This is a genomic window from Streptomyces mesophilus (assembly GCF_040300965.1).
Lineage (GTDB): Bacteria > Actinomycetota > Actinomycetes > Streptomycetales > Streptomycetaceae > Streptomyces > Streptomyces mesophilus_A.
Genome location: NZ_JBEPEW010000013.1, coordinates 56,284 through 74,212, shown reverse-complemented (window position 1 = coordinate 74,212; position 17,929 = coordinate 56,284). Strand labels below are relative to the sequence as shown.

Below are 17,929 nucleotides of genomic sequence, written 5' to 3'. Positions count from 1 at the left end.
CAGCTCCTTTCCTCGACGGCCGGTTTCCGCAAGGGTCTTGCGGGAACCGGCCGTCGTGCTGCGGACAGGGGGGAGGGTGTGGACACGAATCTGCGCGCTTCCGTACAGGCGGGGGACCCCGATGCGTTCGGGAAGCTCTTCGACGCGTACGCACGGTCTGTGTACAACCACGCGTTCCGGCTGTGCGGGGACTGGTCGACCGCCGAAGAGATCGTCTCCCTGACGTTCCTCGAAGCGTGGCGCCTGCATGAACGCGTTGACGCGGAGGGCGGCTCGTTGCGGCCGTGGCTCTTGGGCATCGCCACGAACGTGGCGCGCAATACGCGGCGCGCGGCCCGCAGACACGCGGCCGCCGTCGCCCGGCTGCCGCGCGTGGAGGCCGTGGGCGACTTCGCCGAGGCGGTTGCCGGGCGGCTCGACGACACGGCGTATCTGGCCGCCGTTCGCCTCGCCGTACAGCGTCTGCGCCGTTCCGAGCGTGAGGTGCTCGCGCTGTGCGTCTGGGGAGATCTCGACTACGCGGCGGCCGCTGAGACCCTCGGCATCCCCGTCGGGACCGTGCGCTCCCGTCTCTCCCGCGCCCGTCGCAAGCTCGCCGCGGAACTCGGGCGCGACGTGGAACCGGGCCGGGTGCCCGGACAGGTCAGAGATGGCCGCAATTCCGCGGCCGGGCCCATCCAGGAGGGGACCCGATGAAAGAAGAACAGCTACCGGGCAGCCCGTCCCCGCACGACAGGGAGCTTCCGCCGGGGCGCCACCGCTCCTTGAGGGAGCACCTCGTGAACGAGATCCGCATGCGGTCGTCCGAGAAACCGCCGGAAGTACGCGCGCTCTGGCGCCGTCCGTCCGTCGGCTATCCGGTCCTGGCCGCCCTGCTCTCCGGAACCCTCGTCGTCACCCTCAGCCTGATCGGAGGCGGGTCGGCGCCCGATCCGGCCGACAGCCCTCGCCGTCTCCTCGAACGGATCGCTCGGGCCGCCGAGCGGGCGGAGGTGGAAGACGTCAGGGACGACCAGTTCATCTACCAGAAGAGCACGTCGGGGTATCCGCTGCGGCAGGCCGACGGCGCCGGAGGCCTCTGCGCACAGTCCGGGTCCGGCCGGCCGGTCGGAGACAGGGAGGAGTGGAAGTCGGTCGACGGCACCCGCTGGGGGCTGCGGAGGGAATACGGGGACGAGTTGCGGCTGAAGCCGGATGGAGCCGAGGGCTCACGCATCCCCCAGAACTACCGGGACCTGGAGAGGCTGCCCACCGACCCGGACGCGATGTACGACTGGTTGCACGGGACGGGCGAGTGGCAGAAAAACCTCGACGACTTCGCGGTGGCCGGAAACCTCCTGGCGGACAACCTGATGCCGCCCGAGGTCGGCGCCGCGCTCTTCCGGGCGGTGGCCGAGATCCCCGGACTGAGGGTGGTCCAGGACGTGGTGGACGAGGTTGGCAGGAGGGGCTTCGCGATCACTCGTGCCGACGAGAGCGACAGCGTCCGTACGGAGTGGATCTTCGACGGGACGTCTCTCGCGTACCTGGGCCAGCGGACGATCGTGGAGAAGGAGACGGGACCGTGCCCCTTGAAGCCCGGATCCGTGGCGGGCAGCAGGGCCCTCCTGGAGCGAGCCGTGACCGATGAGGCGGGACAGCGTCCGTAGTGGTGCAGATCGGGGCCGGCCGGGCCAGGCTGGTGTCATGACCGAGAACAGCGGAGCAATCGGGCATGGCACCAGCACCACCGACGGCACCACGCAGACGCTGCACTTCGTGCTGCACCTGCCGCACTCCGTGGAGCGCGTCTGGACCGCTCTGGTCAGGCCCGACGAACTGCCCGGCTGGCTCGCCGCCGCCGATGTCCTCGAACCGAGGCTCGGCGGCGCGGTCACGCTGCGGTGGCTGAACAACGAGGAGGACGGCGTGCACTCCGGGCACGTCACGGCCTGGGACGTGGAGCGGATCGTCGAGTACACCATCGATCTGCACGGCCGCTGCCGCTTCCACCTGGAGCACGCGGGGCCGGACACCCCTGCCACGACCGTCCGCTTCACCAACGAGTTCGAGGGCGACGACAGCCTGCGCCTGGACTGCCTTGCGGGCTGGCACAACCACTTCGAGTTCCTCCTCGACGCACTGGACGGCCGGCCCAAGGACTGGTCGACGTGGAGCCTGGACCGGTGGCGTGAGCTCAGGGAGTCGTACGCGAAGGGTTGAGCCGTTCCGTACGGGGAGGGCTGAGCCGTTCCGTACGAGGAGGGGTGACCGGAGCCCGGGAGTGGGCAGTCTGGTCCCGTGACCTCACGTATCCCGGCCATCGATCTGCGGCCCTGGCTCGCGGGCGACCCCGCCGTACGCGCCGGCCTCGCCGCCACCGTCGACCGTGCGCTGCAGAGCGCCGGGTTCCTTCTGGTGACCGGGCACGGGGTCGACCCCGGGGCGCGCACCCGGATCAGGGAGGCGGCCCGTGCGTTCTTCCGGCTGCCCGACGAGGCGAAGGCCGCGTACGCGGTGAAGGTGGGGGAGCGCGGCTGGCTGGGCCCGGGCGCCGAGGCCAACGGCTATGCGGAGGGCACCGAGACACCGCCCGACCTCAAGGAGTCGCTGTCCTTCGCGGCCGAGGAGCCGACAGGTGACAAGGCGGTCGACGCCGAGTGGTTCAAGCCCAACACCTGGCCCGCCGAAGTCCCGTATCTGCAAGGGCTCGTGGAGTCGTATCTCCGGCAGATGCGCACCCTCTCCGACCAGCTCCTGGAGCTGCTCGGGGCGGCGCTCGGCGAGCCGGAGGACTTCTTCACGCGGCACACCGGGCACCCCACCTGGGGGTTCAACATCAACTGGTATCCGGCGCGGGAGGTCGTGGGCGAGCCGCGGGAGGGCCAGTTCCGGATCGGTCCGCACACCGACTTCGGCACGGTCACCGTGCTCGACCGGCAGGACGGCAAGGGCGGTCTTCAGGTCTACACGGACGACGGCGGCTGGCAGGACGCGCCCTACGATCCGGCCGCGCTGACCGTCAACATCGGGGATCTGATGGCGCGTTGGACCGGCGACCGCTGGCGCTCCGGACGCCATCGCGTCCTGCCGCCGCCCGCCGCCGCACCGAGCGAGGAGCTGATGTCGCTCGTCTACTTCTACGAGTGCGATCCGGGCACCCGCGTCGAGTCGCTGCCCGCCCCCACCGGCCGGGTCTCCTACGAGCCCGTGGACTCGCACACGTATCTGCGGGCGAAGCTGGACGCGATCAGCGTGGACTGACCCGGGCGGCGCTACTTGCCGGGCTCGTCCTTGGGCTCGTCGCCGCCCTCGCGGTTCTTCAGCTCCTCCTCGCGGCGGCGCAGGTCCGCCTCCCAGTCCTTGAGGAGGGACTCGTCCTTCTTGTTCTCGTCCTTGATGGACTTCAGGAACTCGGGGTTGTCATCCGGCGCGACCCACGTCGTGCGGTGGTTGCGGTGCCATTCCGAGGGGGTGCGGCCGCCCTGCGGAGGCGTGCGCTGCTTGCCGGCGGCGAGCCAGACGATCGGGCCGACGACCCAGAAGAGAAGGATGATGAAGACCCACGCGATCTTCGGCAGGTGCTTGGCCTCGTCCTCGGGGGTGTTCAGACAGTCGATGAACGCGAAGATCGTCAGTGCGAGCGGGATCAGGATCATCAGGATCCGGAGCATGGTGTGCGCATTCCCCCTGAAGCGGTGGCGGGGCGGGCCCAGGACCTGTCCGAGCCGCCCCCGGTGACGGGGCCAGGGTAGCGGGTGCCGGATACTGGGACGTATGGCTTATGACGATCTTCGCTCCCTGCTCCGGGCCCTGGAGCGCGAGGGCGACCTGAAGCGCATCAAGGCCGAAGTCGACCCGTATCTGGAGGTCGGCGAGATCGTCGACCGGGTCAACAAGGCGGGCGGCCCGGCGCTCCTCTTCGAGAACGTGCGCGGCTCGTCGATGCCGCTCGCCATGAATGTGTACGGGACGGACCGGCGCCTGCTCAAGGCGCTGGGCCTCAAGTCGTACGCGGAGATCAGCGACAAGATCGGCGGGCTGCTCAAGCCCGAGCTGCCGCAGGGGTTCATCGGCATCCGCGAGGCCTTCGGCAAGCTCGGCGCGATGACCCACGTACCGCCGAAGAAGGTCAAGGACGCCCCGGTCCAGGAGGTCGTCCTGACCGGCGACGACGTGGATCTGGAGCAGCTGCCCGCGCTGTTCACCTGGCCCGAGGACGGCGGATCCTTCTTCAACCTCGGCCTCACGCACACCAAGCACCCCGAGACGGGCGTACGCAATCTCGGCCTCTACCGGCTCCAGCGCCACGACAAGCGCACTATCGGGATGCACTGGCAGATCCACAAGGACAGCCGCAACCACTACCAGGTGGCGGCCAAGCGCGGCGAGAAGCTGCCGGTCGCGATCGCCTTCGGCTGCCCGCCCGCGGTGACGTACGCGTCGACCGCGCCGCTGCCCGGGGACATGGACGAGTACCTGCTCGCCGGATTCATCCAGGGCAAGCGCGTCGAGATGGTCGACTGCAAGACCGTGCCGCTGCAGGTGCCGGCCAACGCCGAGGTCGTCATCGAGGGCTGGCTCGAGCCCGGCGAGATGCTGCCCGAGGGGCCCTTCGGCGACCACACCGGGTTCTACACGCCGCAGGAGCCGTTCCCCGCGCTGAAGATCGACTGCGTGACGATGCGGAAGCGTCCGCTGCTCCAGTCGATCGTGGTCGGCCGGCCGCCGACGGAGGACGGTCCGCTGGGCCGTGCCACCGAGCGCTTCTTCCTGCCGCTCCTCAAGATCATCGTGCCGGACATCGTGGACTACCACCTGCCCGAGTCGGGCGGCTTCCACAACTGCGCGATCGTCTCGATCGAGAAGAAGTACCCGAAGCACGCACAGAAGGTGATGCACGCCATCTGGGGCGCGCACATGATGTCGCTGACCAAGCTGATCGTCGTGGTCGACGCCGACTGCGACGTGCACGATCTGCACGAGGTCTCCTGGCGGGCGCTCGGCAACACGGATTACGCAAGGGACCTGACGGTCGTCGAGGGGCCGGTCGATCACCTCGACCACGCCTCGTACCAGCAGTTCTGGGGCGGCAAGGCGGGTATCGACGCCACGAAGAAGCTGCCCGAAGAGGGTTATACGAGGGACGGCGGCTGGCCGAACATGGTCGAGTCCGACCCCTCGACGGCGGCGATGGTCAACCGTCGCTGGAAGGAGTACGGCCTGTGAGCCCCGTGGCGATGGGCGGGCCCGCCCTCTTCCTCGGCGAGAGCGACTACGTGGCCCTGGTGCGGCCCGAGATCGATCCGGCCGACCCCGAGGTGCGGCAGGCCGCCGCGCAGGCCGGGGTCACACCCGAGGAGTTCGCGGGGCCGTCCGGGACCTGGGCCGTGCTGTGGGAGCTCGGCGGTGAGGGCGACGGCTTCGAGCTGCCCGGTGTGCGCGACGCCGAGCCCACGGCCTTCGCCGAGGCGCTGCGGGCCGAACTGGCCGCGGGGAGCGAGAAGTTCACCGTCGACGGCGGTGCCGTACTGCGTCTCGAGGGGGCCGCGCAGGGCGACGGCGCCTGGTCCCTGACCGCGCACCTCACCCCGCCCGGCGACGAGGCGGCCCCGCTCACCGTCGTGACCGGCCCGCTGCCCGCCGCCGGGCTCCTGGCAGACCTTGACGCGTTCCTGGAGAGCCTCGCATGATGACCACCGCCGACGAGGTCGTGGGCCCGACACCCTCGAGCAACAAGCTGAAGGCGTTCCTGCGCCTGGTGATGATCGAGCACTCGGTGTTCGCGCTGCCCTTCGCGTACATCGCCGCGCTGACCGCGATGTTCCAGCTCGACAAGAACATCCACTGGGGGCGGCTGCTCCTGGTCACCGTCTGCATGGTGGGGCTGCGGACGTTCGCGATGGCCGCGAACCGGATCATCGACCGCGAGATCGACGCCCGCAATCCGCGCACGGCCGGGCGCGAGCTCGTGACCGGTGCGGTGTCGGTGAAGTCCGCGTGGACCGGCGCGATCGTAGCGCTCGTGATCTTCCTGGGCTCGGCGGCGCTGCTCAACCCGCTGTGCCTGGCCCTCGCGCCGCTCGCCGTCGTGCCGATGGTGGTCTATCCGTACGGCAAACGCTTCACGAACTTCCCGCACGCGATCCTCGGCCTCGCGCAGGCCATAGGGCCGATCGGCGCGTGGCTCGCGATCACCGGCGAGTGGTCCTGGGACGCGGTCATCCTCGGGCTCGCGGTCGGCATCTGGATCGGCGGCTTCGACCTGATCTTCGCCTGCCAGGACGTGGCGGCGGACCGCGCCGAGGGCGTGAAGTCGGTGCCGGCCCGCTTCGGTATCGCGGCCGCGCTGTACGGGGCGCGGGGTGCGCATGTCGTCACGATGGCGCTCTTCGCCTGGTACGCGTACACCACCGACGCCGGCTTCTTCTTCTGGCTCGGCCTGATGATCGTGGCGGCGGCCTTCGCGTACGAGCACTCGATCGTGACGCCGAAGGACCTGTCCCGCCTCAACCGCGCGTTCTTCACGGTGAACGGCTTCATCGGGATCGCGCTCTTCGTGTGCGCGCTGCTCGATCTGATGGTGCGGGGCCTGACGGTCTAGCCGCATACGGGGCAGTGCCTACGACACCGTCATCCGCCGATTCAGCTCGGCGAGGCGGTGTCGTTGCACTTTGGTCGCCTGGCCGATCACCAGGGGGCGCAGCGGCCTCGGATACGTGACGCGGACGGTCTCGCGCACGTGGGTGCCCGTCCCGTCCTGGGCGAGGTCCACCGTGGCGGTCAGCCGGACGCGGCCGGGGCTGCGGACGTCGCTCACGATCCGCCGCCCGTGCTCGGGGAACGTCATCGTCACGCGGATCGGGTTGTCCCAGCGCAGCGGGCCGAGCACACGGAAGCGCTCCACCGCCACGTACCGGACCTCGTCGCCGTCGGTGACGACATCGCGTACCGCGACCAGCAGCGGAGAGAGCCCGATATAGCTCTCCGGATCCGCGAGGTGCGCGAAGATCCGGGCCGCCGGGGCGGGAACGGTGACGTCGTGGCTGAACTCCTCGGTGGTCACGGCGACATCATGCCCCGGTGATCGCGCAGGGAACAGGGGCGAGCCGGCGCGGGCTCGCCCGCGGCAGGCCCCGGCCTGCGGGGACGCGCGGTCGGTGGTGCGATGGAGAGATCCGAGGTCCACCGTCCGCACCCACCGGACCGTCCGAAAGGCGCCCCGCATGCCCGAACCCCTCGTCGTCGTCACCGGTGCCAGCTCGGGCATCGGCGCCGCCACCGCCCGGCTCCTTTCCACGCAGGGCCACCCGCTGCTGCTGCTCGCCCGCCGCGTGGACCGCCTCGAAGCGCTCGGGCTCCCGGACGCCATGTGCCGCAAGGTGGACATCACCGACCGCGCCGCCGTCGCCGAGGCCGTGACGGAGGCCGAAGCGGCGTACGGGCCCGTGGACGCTCTGATCAACAACGCGGGCGTGATGCTGCTCGGCCGGATCGCCGACCAGGACGCCGGTGAATGGGACCGCATGCTCGACGTGAACGTGAAGGGACTGCTCGGCGGGGTGCGTGCGGTGCTCCCCGGCATGATCGAGCGTGAGCGCGGCACCATCGTGAACATCGGCTCGGTGGCCGGGCGCAAGACCTTCCCGAACCACACCGCGTACGTGGGCACGAAGTTCGCCGTGCACGCGATGTCGGAGAACCTCCGCGAGGAAGTCGCGCCGCACGGTGTCCGCGTGACCGTCATCGGCCCCGGTGCCGTCGAGACCGAGCTCCTCTCGCACACCACCGACGACGGCATCAAGGCCGGATACGAGGAGTGGAAGAAGGAGAACGCGGCGCTCTCCCCGGACGCCGTGGCCCAGGCCGTGCTCTACGCGTACGGGCAGCCGCAGGAGGTGTGCATCCGCGAGATCGTGCTGGCCGGAACGCGCCAGCAGGCCTGAAATCCGGTGATACCGGCCGTAGTTGACCGCCCCGGGGCTACCACGGACGGCCCCGGAGCGGCCAACTGTCAGTCGCTGTCGTAATGTTCAGCGGATCATCAGCACGCTCACCGTGCGCCGGCCGATCCGCCGGGCGCCGCGACGAGGGGGAAGTCCGTGCAGTTCAAGCTCCTGCCGCGTTCGTTGTCCGGCTGGACCATGTCCGTATTCGGCGTACTCGCCGCCGGCATGGGCATCGTGGGCCTGATCGCGCCCGACGTCCTGATCAAGATGATGGGCTTCTCGGCCGCGCCGGACGGCGGACGCGGCGACGGCGATCACACGGTGGTCTTCCTGACGGCCTCGTCCATGGCCGCGCTCAACATGGGCGTCTACTACGTCCTCGCCGCGGCGGGCGACTGGACGGCCTTCTTCCGCTGGACCGTTCCGTTCCGGCTCCTCACGTGCACCGTCTTCACCCTGGCCGTGCTCGGCGACCGCGCTCCCGCGGGGTTCATCGGGGTGGGCCTGTGGGAGGGACTCGGCGCCGTGGCGACCGCGATCGCCCTGCGCAAGGACAAGCAGCGGGCCGCGCGATCGGCGCCTGCCGCGGCTGTCTGACCGGGTCCGTTCGTCCTTTAAGCTTCACTGCGGCTCCGGGGGTTGTCTCGTGGCTCGCGACTTGGTTCGTGACTTGGCTCGTACGAAGAGACGACCCCGCAGGGAGAAGTGAGGTATGCCGGTGATCTGCGTCGGAGGCATGATCGGAATCGGCAAGACAAGTGTCGCCGAGCTGATCGCCAAGGATCTGGGCAGCGAGGTCTTCTACGAGAGCGTGGACGACAACCCGATCCTGCCGCTGTTCTACACGGCGAGCCCCGAGGAGATACAGGCCAAGCGCTACCCCTTCCTCCTCCAGCTCTACTTCCTGCAGACCCGGTTCGCCTCCATCAAGCAGGCGTACAAGAAGGGCGACAACGTCCTCGACCGGTCCATCTACGAGGACTGGTACTTCGCCAAGGTCAACCATGACCTGGGCCGGATCAGCTCCCTCGAGATGCAGGTGTACGAGGGGCTGCTCGACGAGATGATGCGCGAGATCGACGGCCTGCCGTACCGCAAGGCGCCGGACCTCATGGTCTACCTCAAGGCGGACTTCGAGACGGTCCTGCACCGGATCGGGCTGCGGGGACGCGACTTCGAGCAGGACGAGAGCCTCGTCGCGTACTACCGGACCCTGTGGTCCGGCTACGACGCCTGGGTGCACGAGCACTACTCGGCCAGCGAGGTCCTCGTCATCGACATGAACCACACGGACGTGGTGAACAACCCCGAGGACGCCGCCCGCGTCGTCCAGCAGGTCAAGGACGCCCTGACGGCGGCCCGCGCCGCGCTCTAGCGCGCCCGGCGGAAGGTGAACGCCGCCACCACTCCGCCGAGCAGACCGAACAGGTGCCCCTGCCAGGAGATGCCGTCCGTCGTCGGCAGGACGCCCCACAGGATCGAGCCGTACACGGCGCCGACCAGCAGGCCGATCACGACATCGCCGATCCGGCGGTCCACGAAGCCGCGGACCAGCAGATAGCCGAAGAGACCGAAGACCACGCCCGAGGCGCCGGCCGTCACGGAGTACGCGGGCGCCGTGAGCCAGACGCCCAGACCGCTCACGAGCACGATCGTGGCGACCACCGCCGCGAAGCGCCGTATCCCCGAGAGCGCCGCCAGGAAGCCGAGCACGAGCAGCGGCATGCTGTTGGCGATCAGGTGGTCCCAGCCGTAGTGCAGGAAGGCCGCCGGGACCACGTCGCGGAGCTCGCCGAACTCGCGCGGGGATATGCCGTACGTGTCCAGGGCGTGGTCCGAGGCGACATCGACCGCTTCGAGCAGCCAGAGCAGCGCAAGCCACCCGGCCATGACCAGACCGGCCGCCTTCGCGCGGTCGCGGCGGCGCTCGGCGGGCGCGGGCGGCGGGAGCGGTGACGTGTACCCGTACGACATGAGCGGACCCCCAGGCTCGCGGGCCGCTCACGCAGCGCGGCCCTCACTTCGCTCAACGCATGGGAGGCGCGGCCTGGTTCCGGGCCGCCGGATAGGCTCGGGGTATGAAAGACGCCGAGCGCATCCCCTGGGTCGTAGGGGTCTCCGGAGCCTCCGGGACGCCGTACGCGGCAGCCGTCCTGCGCGGGCTCCTCGCGGCGGGCGAGAGCGTGGACCTGGTGGTCAGCCGGGCCTCGCGGCTCACGCTGCTCGACGAGACGGGCATCGCCTACAGAGACGCGCACTGGCGCGAGGACCTGGGGGAGTGGCTCGCCCGGGGAGCGGACGGCAAGCCCGAAACGTTCCCGCACCCCGACCTCGGCGACGTACGGCACTGGACCGCCGGTGACCTCGCGGCCGGGCCGAGTTCGGGCTCGTACAGGACGAAGGGGATGCTGATCGTGCCCGCCTCGACGGCCTGTGTGGCCGGAGTGGCACTGGGACTCTCGAAGGACCTGCTCCAGCGGACGGCGAGCGTGACGCTCAAGGAGAGCCGCAAGCTGGTGGTCGCGGTGCGCGAGACACCGCTGAACGGTCAGACGCTCAGGCATCTGGTGAGCCTGGACGAGGCGGGAGCCGTGGTGCTCCCGGCCTCGCCGGCGTTCTACGCGGGGGCGACGCACATCCAGGATCTGGTGGACTTCGTCGCGGGGCGGGTGCTCGATGCGGCAGGGGTGCCGCACGGGCTGTACCGCCGCTGGGAGGGTGAACTCGGCGGCGGCTCCCGCGAAGGGCCTCAGCGCTGACGCGCAGGGGCGTTCAGCGCTTCTTGCCGCGCACCGGGCGGGACACCTTGTCCGCGCGGGCAGCGGCGGTCGGGGACTTGTGGGCACGCGAGCGGTCGGCCAGCTCCTGCAGCGAGCGCATGTGGGCGTAGGCCATCTCGAGCGTGTACACGGTGAGGACACTCCTGTAGATCGTCGTTGATCTTCTGCAGACCCCAGGCCGCCGAAAACGCGAGAAACCCGAAAAGTTCTGCAAGAATCGCAGGGGAACTGCCCTGCATGCCTTAGATTTTACACCTAAACTCGCAGAATCGCTAAATAATGGAAGGTGCCGGCGCATGGACGCGGTGGACAGGCAGCTCATTCAGGCCCTGAGAGAGAACGGCCGGGCGTCGTACGCCGAACTGGGCCGTCTCGTAGGCCTGTCGGGACCCAGCGTCACCGACCGCATCAACCGGCTCGAGAGCGCGGGCGTCATCACCGGCTACCGCGCCACGGTCGACTCCGCCTCGCTCGGCCTCGGCGTGACGGCCCTCATCGGCATCTCGCTCTCCGACGCCGCCGACCACGAGGACGTGGCGCGCCGGCTCAGGGACCTCAGCGAGATCGAGGACTGCTGGTTCATCGCGGGCGACGACTCGTACATGCTCAAGGTGCGCGCGGGCGATGTGGACGGTCTGGAGAAGACCATCCGCCGGCTCAGCGGCACGAAGGGCGTCTCGCGTACGCGCACGACCATCGTGCTCTCCACCAAGTGGGAGAACCGGGTCGGAGAGCTGCCCGAGCAGCTCTGAGCCGTGGTTGTGCAGGGGGCGGTCGCCGGAGGTGTCGGTGGTGGGGCGTACCGTGGACGGTCGGCACAAGTAGTCAGGTTTGGGAGGCGGCCAGGTGACTGCATCTATTAAAGATGTGGGACTCAAGCGCGATCTTGAAGACAAGGTCCGCTCCGGGGAGCGGCTGACCCGTGAGGACGGCATCGCGCTCTACGAGAGCGACGATCTGGCCTGGCTCGGCGGGCTCGCCCACGAGGTGCGGACGCGGAAGAACGGCGACGTCGTCCACTTCAACGTCAACCGCCACCTCAACATGACCAACGTGTGCACCGCGTCGTGCGCGTACTGCTCGTTCCAGCGCAAGCCGGGCGAGAAGGACGCGTACACGATGCGCATCGAGGAGGCCGTCCGCCTCGCCAAGGCGATGGAGAACGACAACCTCACCGAGCTGCACATCGTCAACGGCCTGCACCCCAACCTGCCGTGGCGCTACTACCCGCGCTCCCTCAGCGAGCTCAAGAAGGCGCTGCCGAACGTCTCCCTGAAGGCCTTCACCGCCACCGAGATCCACCACTTCGAGACGATCTCCGGGATGTCGGCCTCCGACATCCTCGACGAGCTCATCGAGGCGGGCCTCGAGTCCCTGACCGGCGGCGGCGCCGAGATCTTCGACTGGGAAGTGCGCCAGCACATCGTCGACCACCGCACCCACTGGGAGGACTGGTCGCGCATCCACCGGCTCGCGCACTCCAAGGGTCTGAAGACCCCGTGCACGATGCTGTACGGGCACATCGAGGAGCCCCGCCACCGCGTCGACCACGTCCTTCGGCTGCGTGAACTGCAGGACGAGACCGGCGGCTTCCAGGTCTTCATCCCGCTGCGCTACCAGCACGACTTCGTCGACATGCAGGACGGCAAGGTCCGCAACAAGCTCCAGGCGCGTACGACGATGGCGACCGGCGCCGAGGCCCTGAAGACCTTCGCGGTCTCCCGCCTCCTCTTCGACAACGTGCCGCACGTCAAGGTCTTCTGGGTCATGCACGGCGTGCAGACCGCCCAGCTCGCGCTCCAGCACGGCGCCGACGACATGGACGGCTCGGTCGTCGAGTACAAGATCACGCACGACGCCGACAACTACGGGACGCCCAACAAGCTCTCCCGCGAGGATCTGCTCGACCTGATCCGCGACGCCGGCTTCCAGCCCGTCGAGCGCAACACGCGCTACGAGATCATCCGCGAGTACCCCGGCCCCGAGGCGGACCGCCGGGAGTCGCCGCAGCCGATGCGCGTCTGAGGCTCCCGGCCCATGTCCTTGCGTTTCGAACTGGACCCCGCCATAGGTCCGGAGCTCCGTGACGGCCTGCTCGCGCTCTGGGCCGATGTGTCCAACGCGGGCGGCGCCGTCGGGTTCGTCCCGCCCGTCACCGCCGAGGAGATACGGCCCGAGCTGGTCAAGCACTTCGCCGCGATGGCGGAGGGCAGGACCCGGCTCCTCGTCGGGTACGACGAGGAGGGCGCCGTCGCCGCGACGGCCTTCCTCACGTACAACACCCACCGCCTCATGCGGCACTGGATCTGGGCGTACACCGTGATGGTGCACCCGAAGCACCAGGGCAAGGGGTACGGGCGTGACCTGATGGCCGCCGTCGAGGAGGCCGCGCGCGGGTTCGACGGCATCGAGCTGATCCGGCTCACCTGCCGAGGCGGCACCGGGGTCGACCGGTTCTACGCGTCCTGCGGGTACAAGGACGGCGGCCGGGTGCCCGGTGCGATCCGGGTCGAACCCGGGGACGACCGGGACGACATCACCATGTACCTGCCGCTGTACTGAGCGGACGTACGGGCTCTGCTGTGCGGACGTACGGGCTCTGCCGACCGGCTGTACCGGCCCGAAATCGGACATGGTTCACTGGTCGGGCAGGATTCTCGGAATGAAAAGAGGCCAGCCGTGGCAGCCAAGGTGAACGCCACTCTCCGCTACAGCCTGATGCGTATCGGCATCTTCGTCGGCAGCTTCGCCGTGCTGTGGGCCCTGGTCTACTTCGGGGCCCTCCCGCGCGGCCTCGGCGACTCCAACTACCTGTGGGTGCTGCTGCTCGCCATCGTCATCTCCGCGCCGCTCAGCTTCGTGCTCCTGCGCAAGCAGCGCGACGAGATGTCCGAGCAGATCGTCACCCGCGTCGACCGCGCCAAGACCCGGCTCGCGGAGAACCGCAGCATGGAGGACGGCATCTGAGGCGCAGGCCGCGCCGCGGAAAGCCTGTAAGACTCGTCACACTTCGCAACCCCTGGGCCCTTCGGCCCAGGGGTTTCCTGGTCTTTGGGCCCTTCGGCCCCAAAGCAGCCCTTTGAGTTCCCCAAAGTTCAAGTGTTAACGTGTTCGACATGAAGACAGCAGCTGCGCCCCGCGACCCGAAGAGCATCCCGCTCGTCGCGCGCCTGCATGTCGATCTTTGCCGCTGCATGTCCGCGGCCTGTTGCCGCGCTTGAGCTAGCGACACAATGCAGCGGCGCCGCTTCACCTGACACTTGCGGCCGTCGCTCCACCTTGAAGTCCGTACGTCCCCCCATGCCCCCGCGCACCTCAACTGGAGTGCCCCCGTGTCCTCGACTGTCCAGGACTCCCCGCAGAAGCCCACCGGCTTCCGCATACCCCTGCCCTTCTGGGCGCAGATCCTCATCGGTCTCGTCGTGGGTGTCGGCCTCGGTGCCATCGCCCGTAACGGCGAGGTCGAGTGGCTGACCACGACGCTCGACCAGATCGGCTCGATCTTCGTCCAGCTCCTGAAGCTGGCCGTCGCCCCGCTGGTCTTCTTCGCGATCCTGGTGTCGATCACCAACCTGCGGAAGGTCAACAACGCGGCGCGGCTCGCCTCGCGCACGCTGCTCTGGTTCATGATCACGTCGCTGATCGCGGTCGTCATCGGCCTCGTCATCGGCCTCGTCACCAACCCGGGCGCCGGCACCGGCCTGACCCCGAAGGACGGTGCGAAGCCGGACTCCACGGGTTCCTGGATCGACTTCCTGACCGGCATCATCCCGACCGACATCATCACGCCGTTCACCGAGCTGAACGTGCTGCAGATCGTCTTCATGGCCGCCGTCGCCGGTATCGCGATCCTGAAGATCGGCGAGAAGGCCGAGCCGATCCTCACCCTGAGCGAGTCGATCCTGGAGCTGCTGCAGAAGGCCCTGTGGTGGGTCATCCTGCTCTCCCCGATCGGCACCGTCGGCCTCATCGGCAACGCCATCGCCACCTACGGCTGGGACCTGATCAGCAAGTACGCGACCTTCACCGCGGACATCTACATCGGTTGCGCCCTGGTGATGTTCGGCGTCTACCCGCTGCTCCTGTCGACCGTGGCCAAGGTCAACCCGCTGCAGTTCTTCAAGGGCGCCTGGCCCGCGATCCAGCTGGCCTTCGTCTCCCGCTCCTCGGTCGGCACCATGCCGCTCACCGTCAAGGTCACCGAGCGCCTCGGCGTCCCGAAGGAGTACACCTCCTTCGCCGTCCCGTTCGGCGCCACGACCAAGATGGACGGCTGCGCCGCGATCTACCCGTCGATCGCCGCGATCTTCGTCGCGCACATCTTCGACGTGCAGCTCGGCATCAAGGAGTACCTGCTCATCGTCTTCGTCTCGGTCATCGGCTCCGCCGCCACGGCGGGTCTGACCGGCGCGACGGTCATGCTCACCCTGACCCTCTCCACCCTGGGTCTCCCGATGGAGGGCGTGGGCCTGCTCCTGGCGATCGACCCGATCCTGGACATGATGCGCACCGCGACGAATGTGGCCGGCCAGGCCGCCGTCCCGGTCATCGTGGCCGCCCGTGAGGGCATCCTCGACAAGGAGGCCTACGACTCGGCCACCGCGTCCCCGATCGACGACCGCGAGTCGGTGGCTGTCGCCGCCTGACCGTTCCTCGGCAGACGTGCCCGTACCCCTGTGGGGGTGCGGGCACGTCGTCGTTAGGATCCCGGGCATGCCGAACGGGAAGCAGACCGTGCCGCCCAGGCCGCTGGCGGTCGGCGATGTGGTGGCCGCCCCGGCGCGGGTCCTCGGGGAGTGGACGGCCGCGCAGATCGTCCGTATCGACGCCGATACGCGGACCGCGGCCGTGCTCGAGCTGGACTGGTCCGGCCCCGAGCCGTCTTCCGTGGGCGAGCTCGGCGCCGTCGCTCCCCTGCGGCTGAGCCACCACGCATGGAACGGGGCACTCTCCTACTGCAACCACGCGTGGATCCTGCCGCGCAGCCACAAGGTCATCGGATCGACGGCCCTGCTCCATGACGCACCTTCGAACTCCTATGCCTCCTCATGGCGCCTGGGCGATCAACTCGCCCGGCAGCGGCGGTGGGACGCGGGTGTGCGCGAGGACCCGGCCGACGCCTGGACGGCGGAGTACACGGGTGCGGCGGTCGACGAGTTCCTCAGCCGGCCGGCGGCGCCCCGGCCGGAGGTGGCGCACCTGACGATCAGGGACATCGACGCGCTCGACTGCGCGCGGCTCGTCAAGCGCTTCCCCGGGGTGACGCGGCTTCAGCTGTACGGACGCCTCGGCCTGCTCACCGCTGCGGGCGAGCTGAACCGGCTGACCGCACTGCGGGGCATCGGCATCAGCGACCTCTTCGGGATGACCGGTGAGGACGTCCTCCGTCCGCGGTGTGTGCCACAGCTGGAGTCCGTCGATCTGTACAGCGTTCCCGCCGCGTACGCCTCGGCCATGCGCAGCACCTGGCGACCCGAGATTCCGGCAGGGACGTACGTGTCCGTCCTGCGCTCCCGCAAGCCCGAGTGGGTCGAGGAGAACCGGAACAATCCCCTCCGAGACTGGGACGGCCGCGAACACATCGGCGCCGCCACGTACAGGAGGGCCGTCTCCCAGTACAAGGCGACGCGGAAGGCGGTCCTTCAGGCGGCCGAAGGGCCCGCAGACGTCCGGCCGGCACGCATGGAGGAGATCGGGCGCGCATACGGCGAGGCGTTCAACCGGCTGGACCGCCGGTCCGGCTTCATCGAGACCGTCGAGCGGGAGGAGCTCTTCGAGGCCCTCGACCACATCGTGCAGGAAGCCGAGGCGCACCACGGCCCGCTCCCGCGAGCCGCCCGCGACAGCCTCATCTCCGGTGTGGAGGGCGTCCGGGACTGGTAGCGGGTGCCTGCACTCCTACCGTCCTACGAAGGTGCCCGCCCCCTCGGAACCGGGGGGCGGGCACCTTCGCGTTGCCGCTGCGGGATCGCCTCAGGCCCGGATCCAGCGCCCGACCAGGTCGATGAAGGCCTTCTCGTGTGCCTTCACATCGGCGAGGTCCTTGAACGTGACTGTCGCGCGGTCACTGGACCGCCACTGCATCAGACCGCTGTCCTCCTTGAAGGAGAAGTCGCCGGTGCCGTCCTTCACCTTGGCGCCCCGGTGGAAGATCAGCTGGACGTCCGGGGACTTGAGCTGGAAGGTGATCCGGTCGGTGCCCTCGTAGCAGAAGCTCGGTGCGTTCCACTTCACCTGCTCGGTGAGCTCGGGGTCGGCCGCCAGGATCGCGGTGCGGAGATATTCGACCGCCTCTTTGTGCGGGTGCTCGACCGTCTCCATGAACGTGTCGACCTTGCCGCTCCGGTTCGTCATCGCGTGGGCCCCTTGTCGTAGGTCAGTCGGTGATACCCACATCGTGGAAGAACTGGTAGCGGCTGGGGTCGTCCGGCAGGAACCAGTGGAAGCCCTCAAGGAAGAACACGGCCACCAGATTCACCGCGATCACCAGGCCGACGAAGCCGAGCACGGCCAGACCCGCCGTGCGGTACAGCGGGGACGTGGGGAGTTCGGTGTCGGACGTGAGGTGGGCGAAGGTGAGGACGATGCCGACGGCCACCACCGAGGCCATGAAGAGGATCCAGGCCCATACGTACATGTGCAGGCCGAGCACCGGACTTCCGTACCCCTTGTCGCCGGGCAGGATGTGCAGCATCGTCTGGCGCCAGGACGTGAAGCCGCCCGCCATGACGGCGACGAGCGCCATGCCCCAGCCCATCATGTAGTCGCGGCCGGTGATGGTCCCGCTCATGCCGCGGCGCACGATCCAGGCCGCGCCGAGCGCCGCGAGCAGCATGAACATCCGCTGCACCATGCACAGCGGACACGGATAGTCCCAGCTGATGAACTGCACGCCGAGTCCGCCGCAGACCACGCCGGTCCAGCCGACGGCGAAGAAGCAGGCGAACCAGAACTGGAGCCGGCCCAGGAGGCCGGGGCGGATGGTGTCCGCGGGCGCGGAGGTCGTCGCCGCCATGTCAGTAACTCAGTCCGAGCTTGAGGCTGCTGGTGATGTGGTGCGACAGCAGGCCGATGGTGGCCAGCAGCACCACCCACCAGATGGTGAGGATGATCTTTCTCGGGCGGTCCTGGTACAGGACCACCAGGGCGGCGAGCAGACCGCCGAAGATGAGGGTGTCCATGCGCGCGGACGGTAGGCGCCGAGGCCCGCGCACGGGGTGA

General features: G+C 69.0%; 24 protein-coding genes. 17 read left to right on the top strand and 7 right to left on the bottom strand.

The genetic code is table 11. The features are described 5' to 3' along the window. Nucleotides 1-78: 78 nt before the first annotated feature. The 4 genes from ABT367_RS07710 (at nt 79) to ABT367_RS07695 (ending at nt 3,243) form a co-directional block, all read left to right on the top strand. Complete coding sequence (locus ABT367_RS07710) at nt 79-696, top strand: RNA polymerase sigma factor (RefSeq protein ID WP_352250627.1); 618 nt, start codon at nt 79-81, stop codon at nt 694-696. Continuing rightward, nucleotides 693-1,649 (top strand): CU044_5270 family protein, encoded by a 957-nt coding sequence (locus ABT367_RS07705; RefSeq protein ID WP_352250625.1) that lies wholly within the window; start codon nt 693-695, stop codon nt 1,647-1,649. Before ABT367_RS07710 ends, ABT367_RS07705 begins: the two co-directional genes overlap by 4 nt. 37 nt (nt 1,650-1,686) lie before the next feature. After that, nucleotides 1,687-2,202 (top strand): SRPBCC domain-containing protein, encoded by a 516-nt coding sequence (locus ABT367_RS07700; protein WP_352250623.1) that lies wholly within the window; start codon nt 1,687-1,689, stop codon nt 2,200-2,202. Nucleotides 2,203-2,280: 78 nt separating this feature from the next. Then, entirely contained in the window at nt 2,281-3,243 is a 963-nt protein-coding gene (locus ABT367_RS07695; protein WP_352250621.1) for an isopenicillin N synthase family dioxygenase, read from the top strand. Nucleotides 3,244-3,254: 11 nt separating this feature from the next. On the opposite strand, the gene ABT367_RS07690 is transcribed toward ABT367_RS07695, so the two are convergent. Next, nucleotides 3,255-3,653, bottom strand: coding sequence for a PLD nuclease N-terminal domain-containing protein (locus tag ABT367_RS07690; RefSeq protein ID WP_352250620.1), 399 nt, complete (start codon nt 3,651-3,653; stop codon nt 3,255-3,257). 103 nt (nt 3,654-3,756) lie between these two features. Here ABT367_RS07690 and ABT367_RS07685 point away from each other — a divergent pair, with 103 nt between their 5' ends. Genes ABT367_RS07685 through mqnP form a run of 3 tightly spaced genes read left to right on the top strand, consistent with a single transcriptional unit; the run spans nt 3,757 to nt 6,583 of the window. After that, nucleotides 3,757-5,208 carry a menaquinone biosynthesis decarboxylase gene (locus tag ABT367_RS07685; protein WP_352250618.1) on the top strand — a complete coding sequence of 484 codons (1,452 nt, stop codon included), beginning with the start codon at nt 3,757-3,759 and terminating at the stop codon, nt 5,206-5,208. Beyond that, nucleotides 5,205-5,672, top strand: coding sequence for a hypothetical protein (locus tag ABT367_RS07680; protein WP_352250616.1), 468 nt, complete (start codon nt 5,205-5,207; stop codon nt 5,670-5,672). Before ABT367_RS07685 ends, ABT367_RS07680 begins: the two co-directional genes overlap by 4 nt. Then, nucleotides 5,669-6,583, top strand: a complete 915-nt coding sequence (mqnP, locus tag ABT367_RS07675) for a menaquinone biosynthesis prenyltransferase MqnP (protein WP_434975423.1) — start codon at nt 5,669-5,671, stop codon at nt 6,581-6,583. The genes ABT367_RS07680 and mqnP overlap by 4 nt, the downstream gene beginning before the upstream one ends. An 18-nt stretch (nt 6,584-6,601) precedes the next feature. On the opposite strand, the gene ABT367_RS07670 is transcribed toward mqnP, so the two are convergent. Next, the gene (locus ABT367_RS07670) at nt 6,602-7,045 is read right to left on the bottom strand and encodes an SRPBCC family protein (RefSeq protein WP_352250614.1); all 444 of its coding nucleotides are present in this window, start codon (nt 7,043-7,045) and stop codon (nt 6,602-6,604) included. A 160-nt stretch (nt 7,046-7,205) separates the two neighbouring features. Between ABT367_RS07670 and ABT367_RS07665 the strand changes: the two genes are divergently transcribed. From ABT367_RS07665 to ABT367_RS07655, 3 genes are all read left to right on the top strand, one after another. Then, complete coding sequence (locus ABT367_RS07665; RefSeq protein WP_352250612.1) at nt 7,206-7,925, top strand: SDR family oxidoreductase; 720 nt, start codon at nt 7,206-7,208, stop codon at nt 7,923-7,925. A gap of 198 nt (nt 7,926-8,123) precedes the next feature. After that, entirely contained in the window at nt 8,124-8,525 is a 402-nt protein-coding gene (locus ABT367_RS07660) for a hypothetical protein (RefSeq protein WP_352250666.1), read from the top strand. A 115-nt stretch (nt 8,526-8,640) separates the two neighbouring features. Continuing rightward, nucleotides 8,641-9,303: a deoxynucleoside kinase gene (locus ABT367_RS07655; RefSeq protein ID WP_352250610.1), complete on the top strand. Its 663-nt coding sequence runs from the start codon at nt 8,641-8,643 to the stop codon at nt 9,301-9,303. Here ABT367_RS07655 and ABT367_RS07650 read toward each other — a convergent pair. Next, nucleotides 9,300-9,902 carry a rhomboid family intramembrane serine protease gene (locus ABT367_RS07650; RefSeq protein WP_352250608.1) on the bottom strand — a complete coding sequence of 201 codons (603 nt, stop codon included), beginning with the start codon at nt 9,900-9,902 and terminating at the stop codon, nt 9,300-9,302. The two genes, ABT367_RS07655 and ABT367_RS07650, sit on opposite strands and share 4 nt — an antisense overlap. 104 nt (nt 9,903-10,006) lie before the next feature. On the opposite strand from ABT367_RS07650, the gene ABT367_RS07645 reads away from it, so the two are divergent. Next, nucleotides 10,007-10,687: a UbiX family flavin prenyltransferase gene (locus ABT367_RS07645; protein WP_352250606.1), complete on the top strand. Its 681-nt coding sequence runs from the start codon at nt 10,007-10,009 to the stop codon at nt 10,685-10,687. A gap of 13 nt (nt 10,688-10,700) precedes the next feature. Here the strand turns inward: ABT367_RS07645 and ABT367_RS07640 are convergent, their stop codons facing one another. Continuing rightward, nucleotides 10,701-10,838 carry a hypothetical protein gene (locus tag ABT367_RS07640; protein ID WP_352250670.1) on the bottom strand — a complete coding sequence of 46 codons (138 nt, stop codon included), beginning with the start codon at nt 10,836-10,838 and terminating at the stop codon, nt 10,701-10,703. A gap of 166 nt (nt 10,839-11,004) precedes the next feature. Here ABT367_RS07640 and ABT367_RS07635 point away from each other — a divergent pair, with 166 nt between their 5' ends. The 6 genes from ABT367_RS07635 to ABT367_RS07610 all read left to right on the top strand — a co-directional run bounded on the left by ABT367_RS07635 (nt 11,005) and on the right by ABT367_RS07610 (nt 16,591). Continuing rightward, nucleotides 11,005-11,460, top strand: a complete 456-nt coding sequence (locus ABT367_RS07635; protein WP_199548546.1) for an Lrp/AsnC family transcriptional regulator — start codon at nt 11,005-11,007, stop codon at nt 11,458-11,460. 106 nt (nt 11,461-11,566) lie between these two features. Beyond that, nucleotides 11,567-12,733 carry an aminofutalosine synthase MqnE gene (gene mqnE, locus ABT367_RS07630; RefSeq protein ID WP_352250664.1) on the top strand — a complete coding sequence of 389 codons (1,167 nt, stop codon included), beginning with the start codon at nt 11,567-11,569 and terminating at the stop codon, nt 12,731-12,733. Nucleotides 12,734-12,745: 12 nt separating this feature from the next. Then, a complete protein-coding gene (locus ABT367_RS07625; protein ID WP_352250604.1) occupies nt 12,746-13,270 on the top strand; it encodes a GNAT family N-acetyltransferase in 525 nt (174 codons plus the stop codon). A 117-nt stretch (nt 13,271-13,387) separates the two neighbouring features. After that, nucleotides 13,388-13,675, top strand: a complete 288-nt coding sequence (locus ABT367_RS07620) for a DUF4229 domain-containing protein (protein ID WP_352250602.1) — start codon at nt 13,388-13,390, stop codon at nt 13,673-13,675. A gap of 365 nt (nt 13,676-14,040) precedes the next feature. Continuing rightward, complete coding sequence (locus tag ABT367_RS07615; protein WP_352250600.1) at nt 14,041-15,354, top strand: dicarboxylate/amino acid:cation symporter; 1,314 nt, start codon at nt 14,041-14,043, stop codon at nt 15,352-15,354. 67 nt (nt 15,355-15,421) lie between these two features. Beyond that, nucleotides 15,422-16,591 carry a hypothetical protein gene (locus tag ABT367_RS07610; protein WP_352250598.1) on the top strand — a complete coding sequence of 390 codons (1,170 nt, stop codon included), beginning with the start codon at nt 15,422-15,424 and terminating at the stop codon, nt 16,589-16,591. 90 nt (nt 16,592-16,681) lie between these two features. Here the strand turns inward: ABT367_RS07610 and ABT367_RS07605 are convergent, their stop codons facing one another. From ABT367_RS07605 to ABT367_RS07595, 3 genes are read right to left on the bottom strand one after another with little or no spacing between them, the layout of a single operon-like run. Beyond that, nucleotides 16,682-17,062, bottom strand: a complete 381-nt coding sequence (locus tag ABT367_RS07605) for a DUF1801 domain-containing protein (protein WP_352250596.1) — start codon at nt 17,060-17,062, stop codon at nt 16,682-16,684. A 22-nt stretch (nt 17,063-17,084) separates the two neighbouring features. Then, nucleotides 17,085-17,723, bottom strand: coding sequence for a disulfide bond formation protein B (locus tag ABT367_RS07600; protein WP_352250594.1), 639 nt, complete (start codon nt 17,721-17,723; stop codon nt 17,085-17,087). Between the two features lies 1 nt (nt 17,724). Further along, on the bottom strand, nt 17,725-17,889 hold the full coding sequence (locus tag ABT367_RS07595; RefSeq protein WP_352250592.1) for a DUF5993 family protein: 165 nt from the start codon (nt 17,887-17,889) through the stop codon (nt 17,725-17,727). Nucleotides 17,890-17,929 lie beyond the last annotated feature (40 nt).

Bases quoted from the DNA above. Each gene is read 5' to 3' on its own strand.
- ABT367_RS07625 (WP_352250604.1), top strand. From the start codon at position 12,746: ATGTCCTTGCGTTTCGAACTGGACCCCGCCATAGGTCCGGAGCTCCGT.
- ABT367_RS07685 (WP_352250618.1), top strand. From the start codon at position 3,757: ATGGCTTATGACGATCTTCGCTCCCTGCTCCGGGCCCTGGAGCGCGAG.
- ABT367_RS07595 (WP_352250592.1), bottom strand. From the start codon at position 17,889: ATGGACACCCTCATCTTCGGCGGTCTGCTCGCCGCCCTGGTGGTCCTG.
- ABT367_RS07610 (WP_352250598.1), top strand. From the start codon at position 15,422: ATGCCGAACGGGAAGCAGACCGTGCCGCCCAGGCCGCTGGCGGTCGGC.
- ABT367_RS07645 (WP_352250606.1), top strand. From the start codon at position 10,007: ATGAAAGACGCCGAGCGCATCCCCTGGGTCGTAGGGGTCTCCGGAGCC.
- ABT367_RS07690 (WP_352250620.1), bottom strand. From the start codon at position 3,653: ATGCTCCGGATCCTGATGATCCTGATCCCGCTCGCACTGACGATCTTC.
- ABT367_RS07665 (WP_352250612.1), top strand. From the start codon at position 7,206: ATGCCCGAACCCCTCGTCGTCGTCACCGGTGCCAGCTCGGGCATCGGC.
- ABT367_RS07700 (WP_352250623.1), top strand. From the start codon at position 1,687: ATGACCGAGAACAGCGGAGCAATCGGGCATGGCACCAGCACCACCGAC.
- mqnP (WP_434975423.1), top strand. From the start codon at position 5,669: ATGATGACCACCGCCGACGAGGTCGTGGGCCCGACACCCTCGAGCAAC.
- ABT367_RS07635 (WP_199548546.1), top strand. From the start codon at position 11,005: ATGGACGCGGTGGACAGGCAGCTCATTCAGGCCCTGAGAGAGAACGGC.
- ABT367_RS07660 (WP_352250666.1), top strand. From the start codon at position 8,124: ATGTCCGTATTCGGCGTACTCGCCGCCGGCATGGGCATCGTGGGCCTG.
- ABT367_RS07605 (WP_352250596.1), bottom strand. From the start codon at position 17,062: ATGACGAACCGGAGCGGCAAGGTCGACACGTTCATGGAGACGGTCGAG.
- ABT367_RS07655 (WP_352250610.1), top strand. From the start codon at position 8,641: ATGCCGGTGATCTGCGTCGGAGGCATGATCGGAATCGGCAAGACAAGT.
- ABT367_RS07650 (WP_352250608.1), bottom strand. From the start codon at position 9,902: ATGTCGTACGGGTACACGTCACCGCTCCCGCCGCCCGCGCCCGCCGAG.
- ABT367_RS07600 (WP_352250594.1), bottom strand. From the start codon at position 17,723: ATGGCGGCGACGACCTCCGCGCCCGCGGACACCATCCGCCCCGGCCTC.
- ABT367_RS07705 (WP_352250625.1), top strand. From the start codon at position 693: ATGAAAGAAGAACAGCTACCGGGCAGCCCGTCCCCGCACGACAGGGAG.